General features: G+C 69.3%; 20 protein-coding genes. 13 read left to right on the top strand and 7 right to left on the bottom strand.

Translation table 11 applies throughout. The features are described from left to right. Window positions 1-47 precede the first annotated feature (47 nt). Window positions 48-1010: a sugar-binding transcriptional regulator gene (locus tag ELQ90_RS03615; protein ID WP_128493870.1), complete on the bottom strand. Its 963-nt coding sequence runs from the start codon at window positions 1008-1010 to the stop codon at window positions 48-50. 104 nt (window positions 1011-1114) lie between these two features. Here ELQ90_RS03615 and ELQ90_RS03620 point away from each other — a divergent pair, with 104 nt between their 5' ends. After that, on the top strand, window positions 1115-1756 hold the full coding sequence (locus tag ELQ90_RS03620; RefSeq protein ID WP_166408803.1) for a transaldolase family protein: 642 nt from the start codon (window positions 1115-1117) through the stop codon (window positions 1754-1756). A 46-nt stretch (window positions 1757-1802) separates the two neighbouring features. On the opposite strand, the gene ELQ90_RS03625 is transcribed toward ELQ90_RS03620, so the two are convergent. The 3 genes from ELQ90_RS03625 to ELQ90_RS03635 all read right to left on the bottom strand — a co-directional run bounded on the left by ELQ90_RS03625 (window position 1803) and on the right by ELQ90_RS03635 (window position 4752). Beyond that, window positions 1803-2489, bottom strand: a complete 687-nt coding sequence (locus ELQ90_RS03625; protein ID WP_128493872.1) for a FadR/GntR family transcriptional regulator — start codon at window positions 2487-2489, stop codon at window positions 1803-1805. Window positions 2490-2562: 73 nt separating this feature from the next. Beyond that, a complete protein-coding gene (locus tag ELQ90_RS03630; RefSeq protein WP_128493873.1) occupies window positions 2563-3894 on the bottom strand; it encodes an MFS transporter in 1332 nt (443 codons plus the stop codon). Window positions 3895-4065: 171 nt separating this feature from the next. Beyond that, entirely contained in the window at window positions 4066-4752 is a 687-nt protein-coding gene (locus ELQ90_RS03635; protein ID WP_128493874.1) for a TM2 domain-containing protein, read from the bottom strand. 238 nt (window positions 4753-4990) lie between these two features. Between ELQ90_RS03635 and dnaK the strand changes: the two genes are divergently transcribed. The 4 genes from dnaK (at window position 4991) to ELQ90_RS03655 (ending at window position 9052) form a co-directional block, all read left to right on the top strand. After that, a complete protein-coding gene (gene dnaK, locus ELQ90_RS03640; protein WP_128493875.1) occupies window positions 4991-6850 on the top strand; it encodes a molecular chaperone DnaK in 1860 nt (619 codons plus the stop codon). After that, window positions 6850-7509 (top strand): nucleotide exchange factor GrpE, encoded by a 660-nt coding sequence (locus ELQ90_RS03645; protein ID WP_128493876.1) that lies wholly within the window; start codon window positions 6850-6852, stop codon window positions 7507-7509. Before dnaK ends, ELQ90_RS03645 begins: the two co-directional genes overlap by 1 nt. Window positions 7510-7523: 14 nt before the next feature. Beyond that, a complete protein-coding gene (locus ELQ90_RS03650) occupies window positions 7524-8531 on the top strand; it encodes a DnaJ C-terminal domain-containing protein (RefSeq protein ID WP_128493877.1) in 1008 nt (335 codons plus the stop codon). Window positions 8532-8596: 65 nt separating this feature from the next. After that, complete coding sequence (locus ELQ90_RS03655; RefSeq protein ID WP_128493878.1) at window positions 8597-9052, top strand: heat shock protein transcriptional repressor HspR; 456 nt, start codon at window positions 8597-8599, stop codon at window positions 9050-9052. 127 nt (window positions 9053-9179) lie between these two features. Here ELQ90_RS03655 and ELQ90_RS03660 read toward each other — a convergent pair whose 3' ends face one another. Both ELQ90_RS03660 and ELQ90_RS03665 read right to left on the bottom strand, forming a co-directional pair. Then, window positions 9180-10541, bottom strand: coding sequence for a family 4 glycosyl hydrolase (locus ELQ90_RS03660; protein WP_128493879.1), 1362 nt, complete (start codon window positions 10539-10541; stop codon window positions 9180-9182). After that, window positions 10538-11287 (bottom strand): DeoR/GlpR family DNA-binding transcription regulator, encoded by a 750-nt coding sequence (locus ELQ90_RS03665; protein WP_128493880.1) that lies wholly within the window; start codon window positions 11285-11287, stop codon window positions 10538-10540. Before ELQ90_RS03665 ends, ELQ90_RS03660 begins: the two co-directional genes overlap by 4 nt. 101 nt (window positions 11288-11388) lie before the next feature. On the opposite strand from ELQ90_RS03665, the gene ELQ90_RS03670 reads away from it, so the two are divergent. From ELQ90_RS03670 to ELQ90_RS03710, 8 genes are all read left to right on the top strand, one after another. Then, window positions 11389-12522 carry a carbohydrate kinase family protein gene (locus ELQ90_RS03670; protein ID WP_128493881.1) on the top strand — a complete coding sequence of 378 codons (1134 nt, stop codon included), beginning with the start codon at window positions 11389-11391 and terminating at the stop codon, window positions 12520-12522. After that, a complete protein-coding gene (locus tag ELQ90_RS03675; RefSeq protein ID WP_128493882.1) occupies window positions 12515-13870 on the top strand; it encodes an ABC transporter substrate-binding protein in 1356 nt (451 codons plus the stop codon). Before ELQ90_RS03670 ends, ELQ90_RS03675 begins: the two co-directional genes overlap by 8 nt. Next, complete coding sequence (locus ELQ90_RS03680; RefSeq protein ID WP_128493883.1) at window positions 13863-14759, top strand: carbohydrate ABC transporter permease; 897 nt, start codon at window positions 13863-13865, stop codon at window positions 14757-14759. Before ELQ90_RS03675 ends, ELQ90_RS03680 begins: the two co-directional genes overlap by 8 nt. Next, window positions 14756-15574 (top strand): carbohydrate ABC transporter permease, encoded by an 819-nt coding sequence (locus ELQ90_RS03685; protein WP_128493884.1) that lies wholly within the window; start codon window positions 14756-14758, stop codon window positions 15572-15574. The genes ELQ90_RS03680 and ELQ90_RS03685 overlap by 4 nt, the downstream gene beginning before the upstream one ends. Next, window positions 15571-16317 (top strand): glucosamine-6-phosphate deaminase, encoded by a 747-nt coding sequence (locus tag ELQ90_RS03690; RefSeq protein ID WP_128493885.1) that lies wholly within the window; start codon window positions 15571-15573, stop codon window positions 16315-16317. Before ELQ90_RS03685 ends, ELQ90_RS03690 begins: the two co-directional genes overlap by 4 nt. Window positions 16318-16518: 201 nt before the next feature. Continuing rightward, entirely contained in the window at window positions 16519-17007 is a 489-nt protein-coding gene (locus ELQ90_RS03700) for a MarR family winged helix-turn-helix transcriptional regulator (RefSeq protein ID WP_128493886.1), read from the top strand. A gap of 70 nt (window positions 17008-17077) precedes the next feature. Continuing rightward, complete coding sequence (locus tag ELQ90_RS03705) at window positions 17078-18205, top strand: class I SAM-dependent methyltransferase (protein ID WP_128493887.1); 1128 nt, start codon at window positions 17078-17080, stop codon at window positions 18203-18205. A 102-nt stretch (window positions 18206-18307) separates the two neighbouring features. Then, the gene (locus ELQ90_RS03710) at window positions 18308-19177 is read left to right on the top strand and encodes a DUF817 domain-containing protein (protein ID WP_128493888.1); all 870 of its coding nucleotides are present in this window, start codon (window positions 18308-18310) and stop codon (window positions 19175-19177) included. Between the two features lie 93 nt (window positions 19178-19270). Here ELQ90_RS03710 and ELQ90_RS03715 read toward each other — a convergent pair whose 3' ends face one another. Then, window positions 19271-20296 (bottom strand): TerC family protein, encoded by a 1026-nt coding sequence (locus ELQ90_RS03715; protein WP_166408805.1) that lies wholly within the window; start codon window positions 20294-20296, stop codon window positions 19271-19273. Window positions 20297-20340: the final 44 nt, after the last annotated feature.

The following is a 20340-nucleotide window of genomic DNA, read 5'->3' on the forward strand; positions in this document are numbered from 1 at the left end:
TGTCATTACATTAGTCCGCGTCCGCTGTCAGCGGGCCGGTCGGAGGATCAGCGGATCGAGCGGGCGGCTGCCTCGTCGGTCACGAGCACGTCGATGAGGCCGCTGCGCAGGACGCTCGCGATCGCCGTCGCCTTCGAGGCGCCGCCGGCGACGGCCACGACGGTCGGGACGGCGCCGAGCCGTTCAGGGGAGATGCCGATCGTGCGATCCGCGAGAGACGAGCGGACCACGCGTCCCGAGGCGTCGAGCACGATGCCGCACACGTCGGCCGTCGCGCGCCCGTGCCAGAGCTCGCGGCGATCGTCGGCGGCGACGAGGTCCAGGAGAGAGGACGACGGCGGTTCCCACGAGCCGATGCCGACGACCGCCGTCGTCACGGCCTCGAAACGACGAGTCGTGTCGGCGACGCTCGGGTCCTCGCGCAGCAGCGCGGCGGTCTTCGCCGAGCCGAGCACGAGAGGACTGTGCAGCGGCACCGCGGTCGCTCGCGTTCGGCGGGCGAACTCCTCCACGAGGTCGAGACCGCTGCGGGCGGGCCGCCCCGGTGACCGATCCCCGAGGGGCGCCGGTCGCACGCCGCCGACGAGCTGGACCACCTCGGCGACGCTGACTCCCTCGAGCGCGTCGACGACGTGCGAAACGCTCGCACCCCAGGAGAGGCCGACGATGTCGTGCGGCCGGAGGTGTGCGGCGAGGAATCGTGCCGCAGCGAGTCCTACGGCGTGAAGCGGGGTCGACGCGATCCTTCCCGGATCCGTCGCATCCGCGGCGCGGACCACGATCGCGCGTTGCAGACCGAACCGTTCGACGAGCGCGTCGGAGAGTCCGACATCGATGTCGTCGGGCACGTCGATCGAGATGCGGACGATGCCGGCGGCGTGAGCGGCATCGAGCAATCGGGCCACCTTGAATCGCGAGAGGCCGAGTTCCGCGGCGATCTCGCTCTTCTGCTGCCGGTCGAGGTAGAAGCGGCGCGCGACGACGGCGGCGTCGAGCAGGTTCTCGCTCATTCGCCTCCCCCTTGTCTCCCGTCGAGCGCATGCTCATACGAGCGCAATCTTCTCATGTGAGCTTTCGCTCGTCATGCTGGAAGTCGCTCGCCGAAAGGAATGCCATGAAGTTGTATGCGGACAGTGCGCGCTTGGATGTCGTCATCCCTCTCGTCCAGGCGGGACTCGTGGCCGGGGTGACGACGAATCCGTCGATCCTCCACCGCGACGGGTTCACGGGCGCCGACCGGGAAACGGTCTTCGATCGCCTCATCGAGGCCGGGGCCCGAGAGATCTTCCTGCAAGCGGTGGGGGCGGACGAGCATGCGATGCGGGCGGACGCGGAGTCCCTCGTCGGCCTCGGCGACCGACTCGTCGTGAAGGTCCCCGCGACGGCCGCCGGGTTCGCGACGGGTGCCGCGCTCGTCGCCGATGGGACGAAGGTCCTCGTGACCGCCGTCTACAGCGTCGCGCAGGCGGTGTACGCCGCCGCGATCGGAGCGTCCTACATCGCGCCGTATTACGGACGGCTCGCGGACGCCGTGGCCGATCCGCTCGCGCTCGTCACGCGGATGGACGCCGTCCTCGCGGGAAGCGGCACGCGGTCGCTCGTCGCGAGCGTGCGCAGCGTCGAGGCCGCCGAGCAGCTCGCGCTCGCCGGGATCCGCCACCTCACCGCGAACGTCCCGGTGCTGCTCGACATGATGGTGCACCCGGTCTCGGAGTCGTCCGCCGCGGAGTTCGAGCGCGTGTCCACGGCGGTTTGACGGGCTTCACCCTGACGACCGCGGCCCGACGGCTTCCCGCGAGGGCTCAGGACGTCGCGGTCTCCGTCCACTCACGCAGCCAGGCCTCGACGCCCGAGACGTGCACGAGGGTGAGGGCGCGTGCGAGTTCCGCGTCGCCGCGTTCGAGCGCCGCGACGATGCCGCGGTGCTCGGCGAGCGTGCGTTCCACGGCGTTCTCCTGCGTCAGCCCGCGCCAGATGCGGGCGCGGACGGTCGAACTCGAGAGGCTGTCGATGAGGCTCGAGAGGTAGCGGTTCCCGGCCGCGTCAGCGATCGTGCGATGGAATTCCAGGTCGTGATCGACGAGTCCCTCGACGCTCGTCGATCCGTCAACGGACTCGATCTGCGCGGACAGGCGCTCGGTCAACTCGGGGGTCGCGCGGGCGGTCGCGAGGGCGACGGCCTCCGGTTCGAGGATGCGACGGACGGCGAAGAGCTCGAGGACCGAGTCGTCATCGTGCAGGTCCACGACGAACGAGATGGCCTCGAGGAGGAGTCGGGGCTCGAGGCTCGTCACGTAGGTGCCGTCGCCGCGACGCACGTCGAGGACGCGGATCACCTCGAGGGCCTTGACCGCCTCACGCATGGAGCTGCGTGAGAGCCCGAGCCGTTCCGACAGTTCCTTCTCCGGGGGGAGCCGATCGCCGGGGCCGAGCTCGCCTCGCGTGATCATCCCCTTGATCTTGAGGATCGCCTCGTCGGTGACAGCCATCCTCCGATGCTACTCACCACCCTGCCCCATTAATTTGAGGATGGTGCGCGTAGTTACGCGCACCATCCCCAAATTAATGGTCAGTCCGAGGCGGGCGGACGAAGAGGAGGAGGACGAGCCCGACCGCGAGCACCGTGACGATGCCGAGGATGCCCCAGTACTGCGCACCGCCGATCGCGACGAAGATCCCGAACGCCATCGGTGCGAGGAACGACACGGCACGACCCGTCGTCGCGTAGAGGCCGAAGATCTCGCCCTCCTCGCCCGCCGGCACCATGCGCGCGAGGTAGCTGCGCGCCGCCGACTGGGCGGGGCCGACGAAGAGGCACAGCGCGAGGCCGAAGATCCAGAACACCGTCTGACCGCCGTCGTGCAGGACGAAGACGGCGAGACCGGCGAGGACGAGGCCGATGAGGGCGACGATGATGACGGGCTTTGCGCCGAGGCGATCGTCGAGAAGGCCGACGGTGATCGTGGAGATCCCGGCCACGACGTTCGCCGCAATCGCGAAGATGATGACCTCCCCGGCGGAGAAGCCGAACGTTCCCGCCGCGAGCACACCCCCGAAGGTGAACACCCCCGCGAGCCCGTCGCGGAAGACAGCGCTCGCCGCGAGGAACCCGAGCAGCGGGCGGTTCGTCCGCCACAGGCGCGCGATGCTCGTGCCGAGTCGGCCGTACGAGGCGAGGAAGCCGACGCGCTCCCGGCGCGCTCCGCGGCCCTGGTACTCCGGAACGGCGAAGAAGACGGGCAGTGCGAAGAGCCCGAACCAGGCGGCGGACACGAGCATCGAGACCCGTACGTCCATGCCGTCGTCGCCCGTCACGCCGAAGAGGCCGACCTCGGGGGAGATGAAGCCGAAGTAGACGATGAGGAGGAGCACGATGCCGCCGAGGTAGCCCATGCCCCAGCCGAAGCCCGACACCCGGCCGATCGTCCGAGGGGTCGCGACCTGCGAGAGCATCGCGTTGTAGTTGACGCCGGCGAATTCGAAGAAGATGTTGCCGGCCCCGAGCAGCAGGAGCCCGAGCGGCAGGAACGCGGCGTCGGGCGCGACGAGGAAGAGGAGCGCCGTCGCGAGCACGACGAGCGCGGTGTTGACGCCGAGCCAGAACTTCCGTCGCCCCGAGGTGTCGGAGCGCTGCCCGGTCACGGGTGCGAGGACCGCGATGACGAGGCCGGCGGCGCTCAGGGTCCAGGCGAGCCACTGGGAGACGAGCGTCTCTCCACCGAATCCCTCGGCCGTCGTGAGGTAGACCGTGAAGACGAAGGTCGTCACGACGGCGTTGAACGAGGCCGAGCCCCAATCCCACAGCCCCCAGGCGATGACGCGTCGGGTGTTGGTGCGATCGGGGGACTCCACCAACGGCGCGGCCGGGACGGAGGGCTCTGTCGTGCCGCTCATGCGCTCAGCGTATCCCTGAGCGGTAGCCGACCGGTGAACGGCCGGGTGGCGAGCAAGCGGGGCGGCGACGCGTTCGGTCGCGCGCGGTCCTCGCGCAAATACGCGCCGTCCTCTTTACATACGTCGACGGCCACGAGGGCTCCCTCGTGGCCGTCGACGTAGCGGCCGCGCTCAGCCGTCGCGCAGCGGTCGTCCGCTCGCGTCGGTCTGGAAACTCTGCGAGCGCGTGAGGATCATGATGCCCTCGATGAGGCCCCAGATCGACGACACGATCGCGAGCGTGCCGAACGAGATCACCGTGATGCAGACCATCGCGATGCCGATGCCGGTGTAGCCGAGGTAGAAGCGGTGCACGCCGAACGCGCCGAGCAGGATGCCGAGGATGCCGGCGACGACGCGGCTCTTCGCGTTCGGGTCGAGGTTGGGGTTGTAGCCGCCGGGCGCCTGGCCGTAGCCGGGGGCGCCGGTGTAGCCGCCACCGTAACCGCCGTCCTGGGGGTAACCGGTCTGCTGCGGGTACCCGTCCTGCTGGGGGTACGGGTTCTGCTGCGGGTAGGCACCGGGATCGTACTGCGGCGCCTGCTGGTACGGTCCGGGATCGTACGCGGGCTGCTGCGGAACCTCGCCGGGAGCGGGCGGCTGCGGCGCCTGGCCGTAGGGGTTCTGTCCGCCGGGCGCCGGGGGAGTGGTCTCCCCGTACGAGGGCGACGACGACGGAGCGAACGTCGGCGCCTCGGGGGCCGGGGGAGCGGCGTCGAACGACGGCTGGGCGTCGGTCGGCCGCGGCGGGACGGTGCCGTCCTGAGGGGGGACGATCGGGTCCTGCGGCGGGACGGGCGGCTGGTTGTTGTCGGACATGCCCACATCCTACCGACGGGACCTCGCGGCTCGAAGGGGGAGAACCCCCCTCCTCGATTCGGGTTGAGTCTTTCCCACTCAACTTTCAGTCGCCCGACTTGACGACCGAACCATGCCGAGTAAACTTGAGTCGCAGGCGCTCAAGTCTCGAGCCGAGACGGCGCCGACCCCGACTTCGGGCCGCTCCTCCAGGCGCGGCACCCGTACGGGCGGAACGCCCGAGAAGGAGAAACACACCATGGCACGAGCAGTAGGAATCGACCTCGGAACCACCAACTCGGTGGTCAGCGTCCTCGAGGGCGGCGAGCCCACCGTCATCGCGAACGCCGAGGGTCTCCGCACGACCCCCTCGGTCGTCGCCTTCACGAAGGACGGCGAGGTGCTCGTCGGCGAGACCGCGAAGCGCCAGGCCGTCACGAACGTCGACCGCACGATCGCGTCGGTCAAGCGCCACATGGGCACGAACTGGACGTTCGACGTCGACGGCAAGAAGTACACCCCGCAGGAGGTGTCCGCCCGCATCCTCGCGAAGCTCAAGCGCGACGCCGAGCAGTACCTCGGCGACACGGTCACCGACGCGGTCATCACCGTCCCCGCCTACTTCAACGACGCCGAGCGTCAGGCCACGAAGGAGGCCGGCGAGATCGCGGGCCTCAACGTGCTCCGCATCATCAACGAGCCCACGGCCGCCGCTCTCGCGTACGGCCTCGACAAGGGCAAGGAGGACGAGCTCATCCTCGTCTTCGACCTCGGTGGTGGAACCTTCGACGTCTCCCTCCTCGAGGTGGGCAAGGACGACGACTTCTCCACGATCCAGGTCCGCTCGACCGCCGGTGACAACCGCCTCGGTGGAGACGACTGGGACCAGCGCATCGTCGACTGGCTCGCGACCCGCTTCAAGGAGTCGACCGGTGTCGACGTCTCGAACGACAAGATCGCGAAGCAGCGCCTCAAGGAGGCCGCCGAGCAGGCGAAGAAGGAACTGAGCTCGCAGACGTCGACCAACATCACGCTGCCCTACCTCTCGCTCACCGAGTCGGGCCCCGCGAACCTCGACGAGACGCTCAGCCGCGCGAAGTTCGAGGACCTCACGAAGGACCTGCTCGAGCGCACGAAGAAGCCCTTCCAGGACGTCATCCGCGAGGCCGGCATCAAGGTCGGCGACATCGCGCACGTCGTGCTCGTCGGTGGATCCACGCGTATGCCCGCCGTCTCCGAGCTCGTGAAGCAGGAGACCGGCGGTCAGGAGCCCAACAAGGGCGTCAACCCCGACGAGGTCGTCGCCGTCGGCGCCGCCTTGCAGGCCGGTGTCCTCAAGGGTGAGCGCAAGGACGTCCTCCTCATCGACGTCACCCCCCTCGCTCTCGGTATCGAGACGAAGGGCGGCATCATGACGAAGCTCATCGAGCGCAACACCGCCATCCCGACGAAGCGCTCGGAGACCTTCACGACGGCCGACGACAACCAGCCGTCCGTCGCGATCCAGGTCTTCCAGGGCGAGCGCGAGTTCACGCGTGACAACAAGAACCTCGGGACGTTCGAGCTCACCGGCATCGCGCCGGCGCCGCGCGGCATCCCGCAGGTCGAGGTCACGTTCGACATCGACGCGAACGGCATTGTGCACGTGTCCGCTAAGGACAAGGGCACGGGCAAGGAGCAGTCCATGACCATCACGGGCGGCTCGGCCCTCTCCAAGGAGGACATCGAGCGCATGGTCCGTGAGGGCGAGGAGCACGCGGCCGAGGACAAGCGCCGCCGCGAGCAGGCCGAGACGCGCAACAGCGCCGAGCAGCTCGCGTACAGCACCGACAAGCTCATCAAGGACAACGAGGACAAGCTCCCCGAGGACGTGAAGTCCGAGGTCCAAGGCGACGTCGACGCGCTCAAGTCCGCTCTCGCGGGCGAGGACGAGGACGCCGTGAAGACCGCCTTCGATAAGCTCAGCACGAGCCAGACGAAGCTCGGCGAGGCCATCTACGCGCAGTCCCAGGCGGAGCAGGCCGCTCCCGCCGAGGGTGCAGAGCAGCCCGCCGACGCGTCGAACGACGAAGACGTGGTGGACGCCGAAGTGGTCGATGACGAGGACGACAAGAAGTAATGACTGAGAACCGAAACCCACAGGATCACGAGAGCGAACCCCAGGGCGACGGTTTCTCCGCCGGCGAGGGGCCGGAGGCGACCGCCTCCGGCCCCGCGCCGCAGGACGGGGAGACCGCCGGCCAGTCGGACGGCGCGCCCGTCGACGAGGAGGAGCTGACCGTTCAGGACATCCTCGACGCCGCTGAGGCCGAGGGCGAGGCGGAGCCCGAGGGCGACGCGGACAGATCGGCTGCCGCCGGTCCCGAGTCCGAGCACCTCGAGGACCTCCTCCGGGTCACGGCCGAGTACGCGAACTACCGCAAGCGCACCGAGGCCAACCGCGAGACCGAGCGCGAGCGCACGACGGGAGACGTCGTGAAGCTCCTGCTGCCGATCCTCGACGACCTCGATCGCGCCGAGAAGCACGGCGACCTCGCGGGAGACGCGCCGTTCGCGCAGATCGCCGCGAAGCTCCGGTCGGCCGTCGAGCGACTCGGCCTGCGCCCCTTCGGCGCGGCGGGCGACCCGTTCGACCCGACCATGCACGAGGCGATCTTCCAGCAGCCGAGTCCCGAGGCGACCGCCGAGTCGATCCTCGACGTCGTCGAGACGGGGTACTTCGTTGGAGGGACGCTCCTGCGCGCGGCCAAGGTCGTCGTGCAGGTGCCGGCGAACTAAGGGATAACGGACAGATGGCAAGTCAAGATTGGTTCGACAAGGACTTCTACAAAGTCCTGGGTGTGTCGAAGGACGTCTCGGCTGCCGACCTCAAGAAGACGTACCGGAAGCTCGCGCGGACGTACCACCCGGATTCGAACCCGGGCGACGCGGCGGCCGAGGCCCGCTTCAAGGAGATCAGCGAGGCGTACACCGTTCTCAACGACCCCGAGCAGCGCAAGGAGTACGACGCGGTCAGGGCCATGGGGTCCGGCGCGCGCTTCACGGCTCCCGGCGGCGGCGGTGCGGGCAACGGCGGCTTCGAGGACGTCTTCGGCGGGATGTTCGGCGGCGGGTCGCGGGGGCAGCAGTACAGCTACCAGCAATCCGGTTTCGAGGACATCCTCGGCGGCATGTTCGGCGGTGCCGGCGGGGGCCGTCAGGCGGGCTTCGGCTCGCCGAGCGGCGGCTTCCGCGGCTTCGGCGGCCCCAGCAAGGGGCGCGACGTCACGGCATCCACGACCGTCGACTTCATCACGGCGACGCAAGGCGACACCGTGAGCCTGCAGACGTCGGAGGGGCGCACCATCAAGGTGAAGATCCCCGCCGGTGTCTCCGACGGGCAGAAGATCCGCTTGCGGGGCAAGGGACAGCCCTCGCCAGACGGCGGCGAGGCCGGCGACATCGTGCTCACGGTGTCGGTGCGCAAGCACCCCGTCTTCGAGCGCGACGGCCTCAACCTGCGCGTGACCGTTCCGGTCACGTTCGTCGAGGCGACTCTCGGCGCGACGATCGAGGTTCCCACCCTGGGCGGTGAACCCGTCAAGCTGCGGGTCGCCCCGGGCACGCCGTCGGGTCGCGTCCTGCGCGTGAAGGGCAAAGGCGTCACGACCTCGAAGGGCACGGGCGACCTGCTCGCCGTCGTCCAGGTGGCGGTGCCCTCGCACTTGAGCGCCGAGGCGCTCGAGGCACTCAACAGATTCGCGGAAGTGGGGCCGCACGAGAATCCTCGTGTCGACCTCATCAGCCGCGCGCGCGGCTGATCGGCCGCGCACCGAACGCACGACGGATCGGCGGCCCGGCGGCCGCGGGAGGACGGTGACCTTCGATGGATGAGGAGACCCCGGTCTTCGCGATCGCCGTGGCCGCCGAACTCGCGGGCATGCACCCGCAGACGCTTCGTCAGTACGACCGCATCGGGCTCGTGAGCCCCACGCGCACGGCGGGCAAGTCGCGCCGTTACTCGATGCGCGACGTCATGCAGCTCCGCGAGGTCGCGCGGCTCAGCTCGGAGGGCGTGAGTCTCGAGGGGATCTCCCGGGTCCTCGCGCTCGAGAATCAGGTCTCAGACCTCACGAAGCGCGTCCGAGACCTCGAGGCGACGCTCGCCGATCAGATGCTGCGCTCGTCCGGTCGACTCGTCTACGCGGCCGGCGCCCACGGCGACGTCGTGCCGCTCCGGCACGGCATGCGTGCGCAGCGCCGCACCGAGGTCGTCGTCTGGAGGCCGCTCGCCGAGCACGCATCGGCCGTCGACGCGGACGACGTCGACGCCGACGACTGACCGGCAGCATCCACCCTGACGCCGTGACGGTGAAAGACACAATCCACGGCCGCTGAGTTCGTCGACACGTCTCGAGTTCTCGGGAGTTCGACATCCCTCGACAAGCTCAGGCTGGTCGAGGACGGACTCAGCGTCCGTCGAACAGGCGACCGATCGAGTCGAAGCGCTCGCCGTAGTCTTGCACGAGCGACTTCGCGACGCCGACGGAGTCGACGAGGGGGTGCGCGGCGAAGGCACGCCAGGCGAGTTCCCGGGACCGGCCGCCCGCGGCCCGCGTGGCCTCGATGACCAGGCGCTCCGCCGACTTGACCGTCGTCATGAGCCCCGCCATCTCGCCCGTCACGTCGGCGATCGGCCACGGGTGCACGCCGGAGGCGTCGACGGTGCAGCCGACCTCGATCACGGCGTCGTCCGGCAGCGCCGGGACGAGTCCGGCGTTCGCGATGTTGAGGATCATCGTCGACGATCGACCCGTCGCGAGCGCCGCCATGAGGTCGAGCGCAACCTGTTGATACCCGCCGGCGTCGACGTCGGACGCGTGACGCTCGCCCTCCTCGCCCTCCGGCCGGCTCTCCGCCATGTAGCTCGACTCGCGCTCGTGGCGCGTGCGCAGCCAGGAGGAGAGCGGATCGTCGCCCGGAGCGTCGAAGAAGGCGCGCTGCTGGACGTCGAGGAACTGGCCGCGCGTGGCCTCGGACGCCGAGATGCGCTCCGTCGCCTCGCGCGTGAAGTAGTAGTAGTACAGATACTCGTTGGGGAGGGCGCCGATGGCCCGGACCCAGTCGAAGCCCATGAGGCGGGCCTCCTCGATGTCGGCGAGGGCCGAATCCGAGGCGAGCAGGTCGGGCAGCCGGTCGACACCGCCCACCTCGAGTGACCGGAGCCAGCCGAGGTGGTTGAGCCCCACGTAGTCGAAGCGGAGCGGAGCGTCGCTCGTTCCCGCCAGGGGCGCGACGGCCGCGGCGGCGCGGCGCATGAGCCCGATCGGGGTGTCGCAGATGCCCACGACGCGATCGCCCAGGATGGAGCGCATCGCCTCCGTGACGATGCCGGCGGGGTTCGTGAAGTTGATCACCCAGGCCTCGGGAGCGACCTCGCGGATGCGGCGCGCCAACCGTTCCATGAACGGCACCGTCCGGAGAGCGTACGCGAGGCCGCCGGGTCCCACGGTCTCCTGACCGAGCACGCCGAGGTCGAGCGCTGTGCGCTCGTCGAGGATGCGGCCCTCGGTGCCGCCGATGCGCACGGCACTGAAGACGAAGTTGGCGCCCGCGAGCGCCTCGTCGAGATCGTTCGTCGTGCTGACGACGGGTCGCCGCGCCGTCGACTCCGACAACTGATCGATCACGGCGCGGATGGTGCCGAGCCGCGAGGTCGACGTGTCGTAGAGGCAGAGCTCGTCGATGACGACGGGAGCCCCGGCGGCGGCGACGGCCTCGAAGACCTGCGGGACACGGAACCCGCCGCCGCCGATGATGGTGAGTTTCATGCTGTGAGCACCTCCACTCCGGCGGACCGGAGGACGTCGAGTGTGGCGGGGTCGGCGTCGTCGTTCGTGACGACAGTCGAGTAGCGGTCGGGACCGCAGACGTTGAGGAGACCCACACCGGGGAATTTCGAGGAATCGGCGAGCACGACGATGCGGTTCGACGATTCGATCATGGCCTTCTTGACGGGGACCTCCATTCCGGTCGTGTCGGCGATCGTCCCGTCGGCGCGGATGCCGCTCGTTCCGAGGAAGCACACGGATGCGCGGATCTGCGCGAGCGCCTGCTCGGTCAGGACGCCGACCATCGAGTGGTAGTTCTTGCGCACGGCACCCCCGAGCACGATGAGCTCGACCTCGTCGTCGTCCCGCAGCTGATCGATGACGGCGAGGCTCGAGGTGACGACGGTGAGGCGACGGCCGCGGAGGTGGCGTGCGAGGAGGGCGGTCGTCGTGCCGATGTCGATGAGTACGACGTCGCCGTCCTCGACGAGCGCGGCGGCTCGCGCTGCGACGAGCTCCTTCTCGGCGCTGCGCACACGCTCGACATCGCTGAACGGCACGCGGTCCGGCTCGACGTTGCCGCCGCCCCGGACCCGACGAAGCAAACCGTCTGCGCTCAGCGCATTGAGGTCGCGTCGAATGGTGGAGGCGGAGACGCCGAAGCGGCCGGCCAGCGACTCGACGGACACCTCCCCCTCCATGCGCAGGGAGTCCAGGATCTTCGCCTGGCGCGTCGCTGTAAGCATGGGGCGAGCATATCAGTCACTTCCGAGCATGATTTGACGCAACTTCGATCATTAACCAGTATGTTCAATCAACAGCTCCACTCGACGACGAAGGACTCCCCATGGCTCCGAGCAACGCTGATCACGATGTGGACGTCGTGCTCGCGGGATCGATGTTCTTCGACATGGTCCTCACCGGGCTGAGCGCCCCGCCCGCTCCCGGTACCGAGGTGTGGGCGACGGGAATGGGCTCGAGCCCCGGCGGCGTGGCGAACCTCGCCGTCGCCGCGAGCCGCCTCGGCTTGCGCACGGCCCTCGCCTCGACCTTCGGCGACGACGCATACGGCCGTTGGTGCTGGCGCGTGCTCGAGCAGCACGAGCGCATCGACCTCAGCCGCTCCCGGTGCCTCGAGGACTGGCACACCGCCGTCACCGTCTCGATCGCCGAGCACGGCGACCGCAGCATGATCACGCACGGCCACGACAGCCCGCTCGGCGCCGACGACCTGCTGTCAGAACCGGTGTCCTCCGCCGCGGCGTTCGCGGAACTGAGCGGCATGGCCGCGGGCGATGAGCACGAGGAGTGGTGGCGTCGCGCGGCGGCCCGGGGCACGAAAGTCTTCGCGGACGTCGGATGGGACTCGACGGGCGTGTGGGATCCCGCCACCCTCGATCCGTTGAGCTCCTGCTACGCATTCACGCCCAACCAGGTCGAGGCCATGGCCTACACGCGCACCGATTCGCCCCTCGCGGCCGCCCGCGTCCTCGCGGAGAGGGTCCCGCTCGTCGTCGTGACGTGCGGGGAGGACGGGGCGCTCGCGATCGACGCGGAGTCGGGCGTCGAGGCGGTCGTCCCCCCGGTGCCGGTCACGCTCCTCGACGCCACGGGAGCCGGCGACGTCTTCGCGGCCTCGTTCGTGCTCGGGACGCTGCGCTCCTGGCCGCTCGAGCAGCGGCTCGCGTTCTCCGCGCTCTGCTCCGCCCTCGCCGTCCAGCAGTTCGGCGGGTCGCTCGCCGCGCCGGGCTGGGGTGACATCGCCGACTGGTGGTCCCGAACGCGTGCCGTCGGCGATACGGACCTCGTGCGCCGCTACGGTTTCCTCGACGACGCCGTTCCCGCAGGTGTCTCCCACATCGTGCGCCGCGCTGACGCGACGTTCCGGTGGCCCGACGACGTCATCGAGACCATTCCGCACCCCGATCGCCCCCTCACCGCACCACCCACCCGCTTGGAAGGGAACCACGGCAATGAATAGACGAAATCGCACGCTGCTGTCAGGGATCGGTGCGGGGACGCTCGTCGTCGCTCTCGCCGCTTGCGCACCGGGAACCGGCGGCGGCTCGGCCTCGGACACCGATTCGGGAGAGATCTCCACGGACATCAGCGGCGTCGAGGACATGACGCTCACGGTCTGGGACCAGGAGGTCCGCGGCGGGCAGAACGAGCAGATGGAGCAGCTCAACGCCGCGTTCGAGGAGAAGTACCCGAACATCACGATCGAGCGGAACTCGCAGTCCTTCGAGGACCTCGGGACGACTCTGCGCCTCGCGCTCACAGACAACGACGCCCCCGACGTCGTGCAGGCCAACAACGGTCGTAACTCGATGGGCGCCTTCGTCGAGGCCGGTCAGTTGCGCCCGCTCGACGACTACGCCGCGGAGTACGGCTGGACGGACCGCTACTCGGACAACGTGCTGCAGTACTCGACCTACGGCGAGGAGGGTGCCGTCTTCGGCGAGGGTGAGCTCTACGGCCTTCCCCAGGTCGGAGAGGTCGTCGGCGTCTTCTACTCGAAGAGCAAGCTCGCGGATCTCGGCCTCGAGGTCCCCGAGACCTGGTCGGACTTCACGTCGGCTCTCGAGGCCGCCTCGGCCGACGGGCCGGCGCTCCAGCTCGGCAACATCGACCAGTGGCCGGCCGGACACGTCTTCGGCCCCATCCAGGGCCAGCACGTCGACCCCGCGGACATCACGGCCCTCGGCCTCGGCAACGCCGGCGCGAGTTGGACGAGCGCGGAGAACGAGGACGCCGCGGCGGAGCTGCAGGAGTGGGTCGACGCGGGCTACTTCAACGATGGCGTCAACGGCACGGACTACGACGCGGCATGGCAGGCCTTCGGATCGGGTGACGGCACCTTCCTCATGGGCGGATCGTGGCTCGCCGCGGACCTCGAGGACGCGATGGGCGACGACGTCGGCTTCTTCGCCCCCTCGCGCGATGACGGCACGATCGCGACGACGGGCGGCACCGGTCTCCCGTTCACGATCACCTCGGCCGCCGAGAACAGCGACGTCGCCGCGGCGTACATCGACTTCATCACGAGCGATGACGCCATGGACGTGCTCGCCGAGACCGGCAACCTGCCGGTGAATCGCACGGCCGAGCTCGCGCCGAGCGACGGCGTCCTCGCGGACGTCTACACCGTGTTCGGCGAGGTGACCGAGTCGGGGGAGCTCCTCCCGTACCTCGACTACGCGACTCCGACCTTCGGCGACACCCTGGGTCAGGCGCTCCAGGACCTCATCGACGGTCGTGTCGACCCCGCGGCGTTCACCGAGCAGCTCGAGACCGATTACGCGGGATTCACCTCCGGCGATGAGTAGGACCGCCGTGCCCGGCCGGAGCACCCGTCGCTCCGGCCGGGCGTGGGTGCCGTACGCGTACCTCGCGCCCGCCCTCCTCGTCTACGGGGTGTTCCTGCTCTTCCCGATCGGTCGCGCGGCGCAGTTCTCCCTCTTCGAATGGGACGGTCTCGGCGCCTCGACGTTCGTCGGACTCGACAACTACGTGACGGTCTTCCAGGACGGGCGGCTCCTCGAGGCCTTCGGGCACGCGTTCGTCCTCATCTTCTTCTTCTCCGTCCTGCCTCTCGCGATCGGTCTCCTCGTCGCGGGCGTGCTCAACCGCGCGCAGGTGAAGGGTCTCGGCTTCTTCCGCACGGTCCTGTTCCTGCCGCAGGTCATCGCGATGGTCGTCGTCGCCGTCGCGTGGCGCCAGATCTACGCGCCCGACGGCGTGCTCAACGGAACACTGCGGGCACTCGGGCTCGGGCACCTCGCGCGGCCGTGGCTCGGCGACTACGCCTTCACGCTCCCGGCCGTCGGTCTCGTCGGCACGTGGGTCGCGACGGGGCTCGTGATCGTCCTCATGCTCGCGGGGATGACGAAGATCCCGCGTGAGCACTACGAGGCGGCTCGCCTCGACGGTGCCGGCGCGTTCCGTGAGTTCCTCGCGGTGACGCTCCCGGCCGTCCGCGGCGAGATCACCGTCGCCCTGACCCTCACGATCATCGCGGCGCTCAAGACCTTCGACCTCGTCTACGTCACGACGCGCGGAGGTCCCGGGACCTCGACGACCGTGCCGAGCTACGAGATCTACCGTCGCGCCTTCGAAACGGGCGACGTCGGCCTCGCCACCGCCGTCGGAGTGGTGCTCACCGCCGTCGTTCTCGTGATCACGGCCGTCGTCAATCGCATCGGAGACCGATCGTGAAGGTCTCGGCGCTCGAACGCGCGACCAACTACGTGGTCCTCGTCTTCTTCGCGCTCGTCGTGCTCGGGCCGATCGGCGTCATCGTCTCGCTCGCCTTCGGGCCGGAGAGCGCGTCGGTCGCTCGCGAGGGCTTCGCGCTGCACGTCGAGAACTTCGCGGAGGCGTGGGTGGTCGGCCGCTTCGGCGAGTACATGACGTCCTCGGTCATCGTCGCGGCGATCGTCGTGGTCATCGCCGTCACGTGCTCGATCCTCGCGGGCTACGCCTTCGGCGTGATGCGCTTCCGCGGCTCCGGGTTCCTCTTCGCGCTCTTCCTGCTCGGCATCATGGTGCCGACGGAGGCCTTCATCGTGCCGCTCTTCTTCGACATGCGCTCCCTCGGGCTCACGAACACCGTGTGGGGTGTCGCGCTGCCGCAAGCCGCGATGTCGATCGCCTTCGGAACCTACTGGATGCGTGCGTACTTCCGCTCCGCGAGCCTCTCGATCATCGAGGCGGCGCGGCTCGACGGTGCCGGATCGTTCCGCATTCTGTGGCAGATCCTCGTGCCGATCGGGCGACCGGCGATCCTCACCCTCGTGCTGCTCACCTTCATGTGGACGTGGAACGAGTTCCTCATCCCGCTCGTGATGTCGCCGAGCGGCACGGTGCGGACGGCGCCCCTCGGTCTGGCGTTCTTCCAGGGCCAGTACACGCAAGGGACGGCGCTGCTCGCCGCGGGCGCCGTGCTCGTCGCGCTGCCGGTCGTCGTGCTGTACATCTTCCTCCAGAGGCACTTCATCACGGGGATGATCGAGGGGGCCGTGCGCGAATGATCTCCGTGCATCGCTTCGTCGACCCGGCCGCGGTCGGCCGGGCGGCCGCCGATCTCGTCGATGCCGCCGTCCTCGAGCGGGGCGAGCGCGTCATCGGCCTCGCGACGGGCTCGTCCCCGCTCGAGACATACGCCGAACTCGTCCGCCGCCATGGGGGCGACGCGACGAGCGCCTACCGCGACGTCGAGGCGTTCCTCCTCGACGAGTACATCGGTCTGCCCTCCGATCACCCGCAGCGCTATGCCGCCGTGATCCGGAGAGAATTCACGGACGCGATGGGGATCCCGTCCGGCCGGGTCCACGGTCCGGACGCCGACGCCGTCGACCTCGCGGAGGCGAGCCGCGCCTACGACCGGACGATCGAGCGCTCGGGCGGAGTGGGGGTGCAGCTCCTCGGGCTCGGGTCGGACGGGCACATCGCGTTCAACGCGCCCGGCACGTCCTTCGACGAGCGGACCCATGTCGCGACGCTCGGTGGATCGACCCGGCGGGACAACGCGCGGTTCTTCGGCGGAGACATCGACGCGGTGCCGCGATCGGCGCTCTCGCAGGGGATCGCGACGATCCTCCGTGCACGCTCCATCGTCGTCATCGCGACGGGGGCGGGCAAGGCGCACATCGTCGCCCAGGTGCTCGCGAGTGGCCCGACCGAGGCCCTGCCCGCGACGGCGCTCCACGGACACGACGACGTCGTGCTGCTCGTGGACGCCGCCGCGGGCGTCCTCCTCGAGGGGCACGGCTGATCCGACGCCCTCAGAGACGGCGGATCACCGGGGCGAGTCGTGGCGGGTGACGGCGTCGCTCCCGCCGTCCACGAAGACGACCTGCCCGCAGAGGTGCGGGTTCTCCTCGCTCACGAGCCACGCGAGGAGCTTCGCGGGCACGTCGGCCCCCGCGAATCCACCGAGCGGGACGGGACAGGCCGGACGAGTACCGTTGACGCCATGACATCGAGCGAGGACCTGCACTACCGATCCGAGCTCGTCGAGTCGCTCACGCGCCTGCAGAACATCTGGTCCGACCCGGCCTTCGGACGCCGCATGGCGCGGGTCCGGGACCACGGCTTCTCCTCGATGGAGGTGCGGGTGCTCTGGACGATCGGATCGCGCGGCCCCATGCGGGGATCCGTCCTCGCCGAACTCATCGGCACAGGGGCTCCGACCGTGAGCAAGACCGTCGCGAAGCTCGAGCAGCGAGGGCTCGTCGTGCGCGATCGCGACGCGCATGACGCGCGCGCCCACGACGTGGGACTCACCGACGATGGCCGCCGACTCGCGCACGAGCTCTATGCCGCGGGCGACGACATGATGGACGAACTGCTCGCGGGCTGGGACGAGGCCGACATCGTCGCATTCACGGGGTACGTCGCGCGGCTCGTCGACCGCGCGCAATCGTTCTCGGACTCGCTCGACGCGTCCCGCCCGTCCGCCTGACGAACTCGCCTGCCGTGCGTCCGCTCGCGCCGGCCGACCGTCATCCGCGCGAGCCCCCTACGCTGAGGGGATGCCCTCCTTCGACTTCGACGCGCTCCGACGCTTCCCCGACGTGGAGGCGCCCGACCTCGTGGCCGTCGACGCGACCGACAGGCTGCTGCTCGACGAGGCTGCGACGGCGCTCGCCGAAGCCGGGCCGGGTGAAGTCGCCGTCATCGGGGACCACTACGGCGCGATAGCCCTCGGCGCCGTCGCCCTGCACGGGGCACGAGCGGTACGGGTTCATCAGGACGCACTGTCGGGGGAGCTGGCGCTCGCGCGGAACGCACAGGTGGCCGGGCTCGACGGCGAGGTGCGATCGCTCCCTCTCGACGTGGCGCTCACGCGTGGCGCTCGAGTCGTGCTCGCGCAACTGCCGCGATCGCTCGACGCCCTCGACGAGATCGCGGGACTCGTCGCCCGTACCGCGGAACCCGATGTGGTCCTCCTCGCCGGCGGTCGCGTCAAGCACATGACGCGCGGGATGAACGACGTCCTCGCACGGTACTTCGAGGACGTCTCCGCGACCCTCGGGCGTCAGAAGTCGCGAGCTCTCGTCGCCCGATCGCCGCGGGCCGACGCCGCCGGACGGTCCTGGCCGGTGCGCGCGCACGACGACGCGCTCGACCTCGAGATCCGGTCCTTCGGCGCCGCCTTCGCGGGTGCACGCGTGGACGTCGGCACACGCTTCCTCCTCGAGTCGTTGCCCCGCATGGCGCCGGAGGCCCGCGTCGCACTCGACCTCGGCTCGGGCACGGGCGTCATCGCGACCGTGCTCGCGCGGTCCCGACCGGGACTGCGGGTGATCGCGAGCGACCAGTCGGCGTCCGCCGTCGATTCGACGCGTGCGACCGCCGAGGCCAACGGCGTGGCCGAGCGGATCGAGGTCGTCAGGGACGATGCGGCATCGGCGCTCGCGGACGGTTCGGTCGACCTCGTCGTCCTCAACCCTCCGTTCCACATCGGCAACGCGGTGCACGGAGGGATCGCGGAGAAGCTCTTCGTCGCCGCCGGTCGGGTGCTCGTCCCGGGAGGGGAACTGTGGACGGTGTGGAACTCTGGTCTGCGCTACCGGGATACCCTCGAACGCCACGTCGGCCCGACGGAGCAGATCGCCCGGAACGCCACCTTCACGGTCACGGTGTCCCGCCGCCGCTGAGCGGTCCCTCGTGGGATCCGCCTCGCGGAGGACGATCCGGGGTGCGGTCGGTCGATAATCTGACCGCGGTCATCAGGCCGACCGCGGCCATCAGGGGGAGACATGCCGAGATTCACGCCGCTCGAGCAGCGCATCGACGCGCTCGCGCATCGCCTCCTCGCTGAAGCGCCCGAGCATGGCGCTCGGGCCCGACTCGTCGAGTTCCTCGTCTTCGGGGCGAAGCAGGCGTGGGCGTGCGTCTTCGGGGCTCTCCTCCTCGTCGCGATCGTCGCCGCGCGGCTCTGGTACCCGGACGACGCCGCGATCGCTCGCAACGACGCCCTCGTGATTGCGGCCCTCGCGATCCAGGTGTTCATGCTCGTGGCTCGGCTCGAGTCCGGCCGAGAGCTCTGGGTGATCGTGCTCTTCCACGTGGTCGGCACGATCATGGAGCTGTTCAAGACCGACGTCGGCTCCTGGAGCTACGACGAGGGCGGCGTCCTCCACATCGGTGCCGTTCCGCTGTTCAGCGGTTTCATGTACGCGGCCGTCGGCTCGTACATGGTGCGGGTCTACCGGTTGTTCGACCTACGCTTCGCGCGCTATCCGCGCGTCTGGGGCACAGCGCTCGTGGCGGGGCTCATCTACGTCAACTTCTTCACCCACCACTTCGTGTGGGACGCCCGGTGGCTCCTGCTCGCGGGCATCGTCGTCCTGTACGCGCGGACGATCATGCACTTCCGTGTGTTCCGCTCCACGTTCCGGATGCCGATCCTGCTGGCCTTCCTGCTCGTCGCGATCTTCATCTGGCTCGCCGAGAACATCGCGACGGCGGCCGGCGCCTGGATCTACCCGCACCAGGAGACGGGGTGGGAGATGGTGCCGGTCACCAAACTCGTCGCCTGGTTCCTCCTGATGATGATCTCGGTGGTCCTCGTCACGTTCGTCTATCCGCCGAGGGAACCGACGGCCCCGCCGCCCGACGACCGCTGAACGTCCGTCGGCGTCGCGCGCGGGACACGAAACGGGCCGAGGGCCGCACGGAATCGTGCGGCCCTCGGCCCGTCCGGTTCCGGCTCGAACGCGCTAGCGGTCGATGGACGCCTCGGCGATCTCGCGCTCATCCTCCCCCGTGGGAGGACCGGCGTGACCCTGACCGCGCGTCGTGGCGAGGCTCGCGACGGTCGCGACCGCGATCGTCGCGCCGATGAAGAGCAACGAGAACCAGATCGGGATCTCGGGCGCCCAGAGCATCGGCTCGCCTCCGTTGATGAAGGGCAACTCGTTGACGTGCATGGCGTGGAGCACGAGCTTCACACCGATGAAGGCGAGGATGACCGCGAGGCCCTGAGCGAGGTAGACGAGACGCTCGAGCAGCCCACCGATGAGGAAGAACAACTGCCGCAGCCCCATGAGCGCGAAGGCGTTCGCGGTGAAGACGATGTACGCCTCCTCGGTGAGACCGTAGATCGCGGGGATCGAGTCGACGGCGAAGACGAGGTCGATGACGCCGATCGCGATGATCACGAGGAGCATCGGTGTGAAGAACCGCTTGCCGTCGACCTTCACCGCGATGCGGTCGCGGTGGTAGGCGTCCGTGATCGGGAGGATGCGTCGCGCGAGCTTCACGGCGCGACCGTTGGCCGGGTCGCTCTCGTGGCTGCTGAACGCCTGACGGTAGGCCAGCACGAGGAGGAGAGCCCCGAAGATGTAGAAGATCCAGGAGAAGTTGTCGATGAGTGTGGCCCCCACGGCGATGAAGATGCCGCGGAGGACGAGGGCGATGACGATACCGATCATCAGGACCTTCTGCTGGTACGCCTTCGGCACGGCGAATCCGCTCACGACGATCAGGAAGACGAACAGGTTGTCGATCGAGAGGGCCTTCTCGGTGAGGTAGCCGGCGAAGTACTCGCCGCCGAACCCCCAGCCCGAGACGACGCCGATGCCGACGCCGAAGAGGAGGGCGAGACCGATGTAGAAGGCCGACCATCGGGCGGACTCGCCGATGCTCGGTTCGTGCGGCTTGCGGACGTGCGCGAAGAACTCGTACACGAAGAAGGCGATGGTGACGGCGATGGTGATCAGCCAGACGGCAGGGGTGACGTTCACGTGGGGGGTCTCCGTTGGGTCGACGAATGAGGACCAAAGTCTCA

It is taken from the genome of Labedella phragmitis (assembly GCF_004078635.1).
Taxonomy (GTDB): domain Bacteria; phylum Actinomycetota; class Actinomycetes; order Actinomycetales; family Microbacteriaceae; genus Labedella; species Labedella phragmitis.

Coding starts and splice junctions, on each gene's coding strand:
- ELQ90_RS03615 (WP_128493870.1), bottom strand. CDS start 1,010: ATGAGCGAGAACCTGCTCGACGCCGCCGTCGTCGCGCGCCGCTTCTAC.
- ELQ90_RS03620 (WP_166408803.1), top strand. CDS start 1,115: ATGAAGTTGTATGCGGACAGTGCGCGCTTGGATGTCGTCATCCCTCTC.
- ELQ90_RS03625 (WP_128493872.1), bottom strand. CDS start 2,489: ATGGCTGTCACCGACGAGGCGATCCTCAAGATCAAGGGGATGATCACG.
- ELQ90_RS03630 (WP_128493873.1), bottom strand. CDS start 3,894: ATGAGCGGCACGACAGAGCCCTCCGTCCCGGCCGCGCCGTTGGTGGAG.
- ELQ90_RS03635 (WP_128493874.1), bottom strand. CDS start 4,752: ATGTCCGACAACAACCAGCCGCCCGTCCCGCCGCAGGACCCGATCGTC.
- dnaK (WP_128493875.1), top strand. CDS start 4,991: ATGGCACGAGCAGTAGGAATCGACCTCGGAACCACCAACTCGGTGGTC.
- ELQ90_RS03645 (WP_128493876.1), top strand. CDS start 6,850: ATGACTGAGAACCGAAACCCACAGGATCACGAGAGCGAACCCCAGGGC.
- ELQ90_RS03650 (WP_128493877.1), top strand. CDS start 7,524: ATGGCAAGTCAAGATTGGTTCGACAAGGACTTCTACAAAGTCCTGGGT.
- ELQ90_RS03655 (WP_128493878.1), top strand. CDS start 8,597: ATGGATGAGGAGACCCCGGTCTTCGCGATCGCCGTGGCCGCCGAACTC.
- ELQ90_RS03660 (WP_128493879.1), bottom strand. CDS start 10,541: ATGAAACTCACCATCATCGGCGGCGGCGGGTTCCGTGTCCCGCAGGTC.
- ELQ90_RS03665 (WP_128493880.1), bottom strand. CDS start 11,287: ATGCTTACAGCGACGCGCCAGGCGAAGATCCTGGACTCCCTGCGCATG.
- ELQ90_RS03670 (WP_128493881.1), top strand. CDS start 11,389: ATGGCTCCGAGCAACGCTGATCACGATGTGGACGTCGTGCTCGCGGGA.
- ELQ90_RS03675 (WP_128493882.1), top strand. CDS start 12,515: ATGAATAGACGAAATCGCACGCTGCTGTCAGGGATCGGTGCGGGGACG.
- ELQ90_RS03680 (WP_128493883.1), top strand. CDS start 13,863: ATGAGTAGGACCGCCGTGCCCGGCCGGAGCACCCGTCGCTCCGGCCGG.
- ELQ90_RS03690 (WP_128493885.1), top strand. CDS start 15,571: ATGATCTCCGTGCATCGCTTCGTCGACCCGGCCGCGGTCGGCCGGGCG.
- ELQ90_RS03700 (WP_128493886.1), top strand. CDS start 16,519: ATGACATCGAGCGAGGACCTGCACTACCGATCCGAGCTCGTCGAGTCG.
- ELQ90_RS03705 (WP_128493887.1), top strand. CDS start 17,078: ATGCCCTCCTTCGACTTCGACGCGCTCCGACGCTTCCCCGACGTGGAG.
- ELQ90_RS03710 (WP_128493888.1), top strand. CDS start 18,308: ATGCCGAGATTCACGCCGCTCGAGCAGCGCATCGACGCGCTCGCGCAT.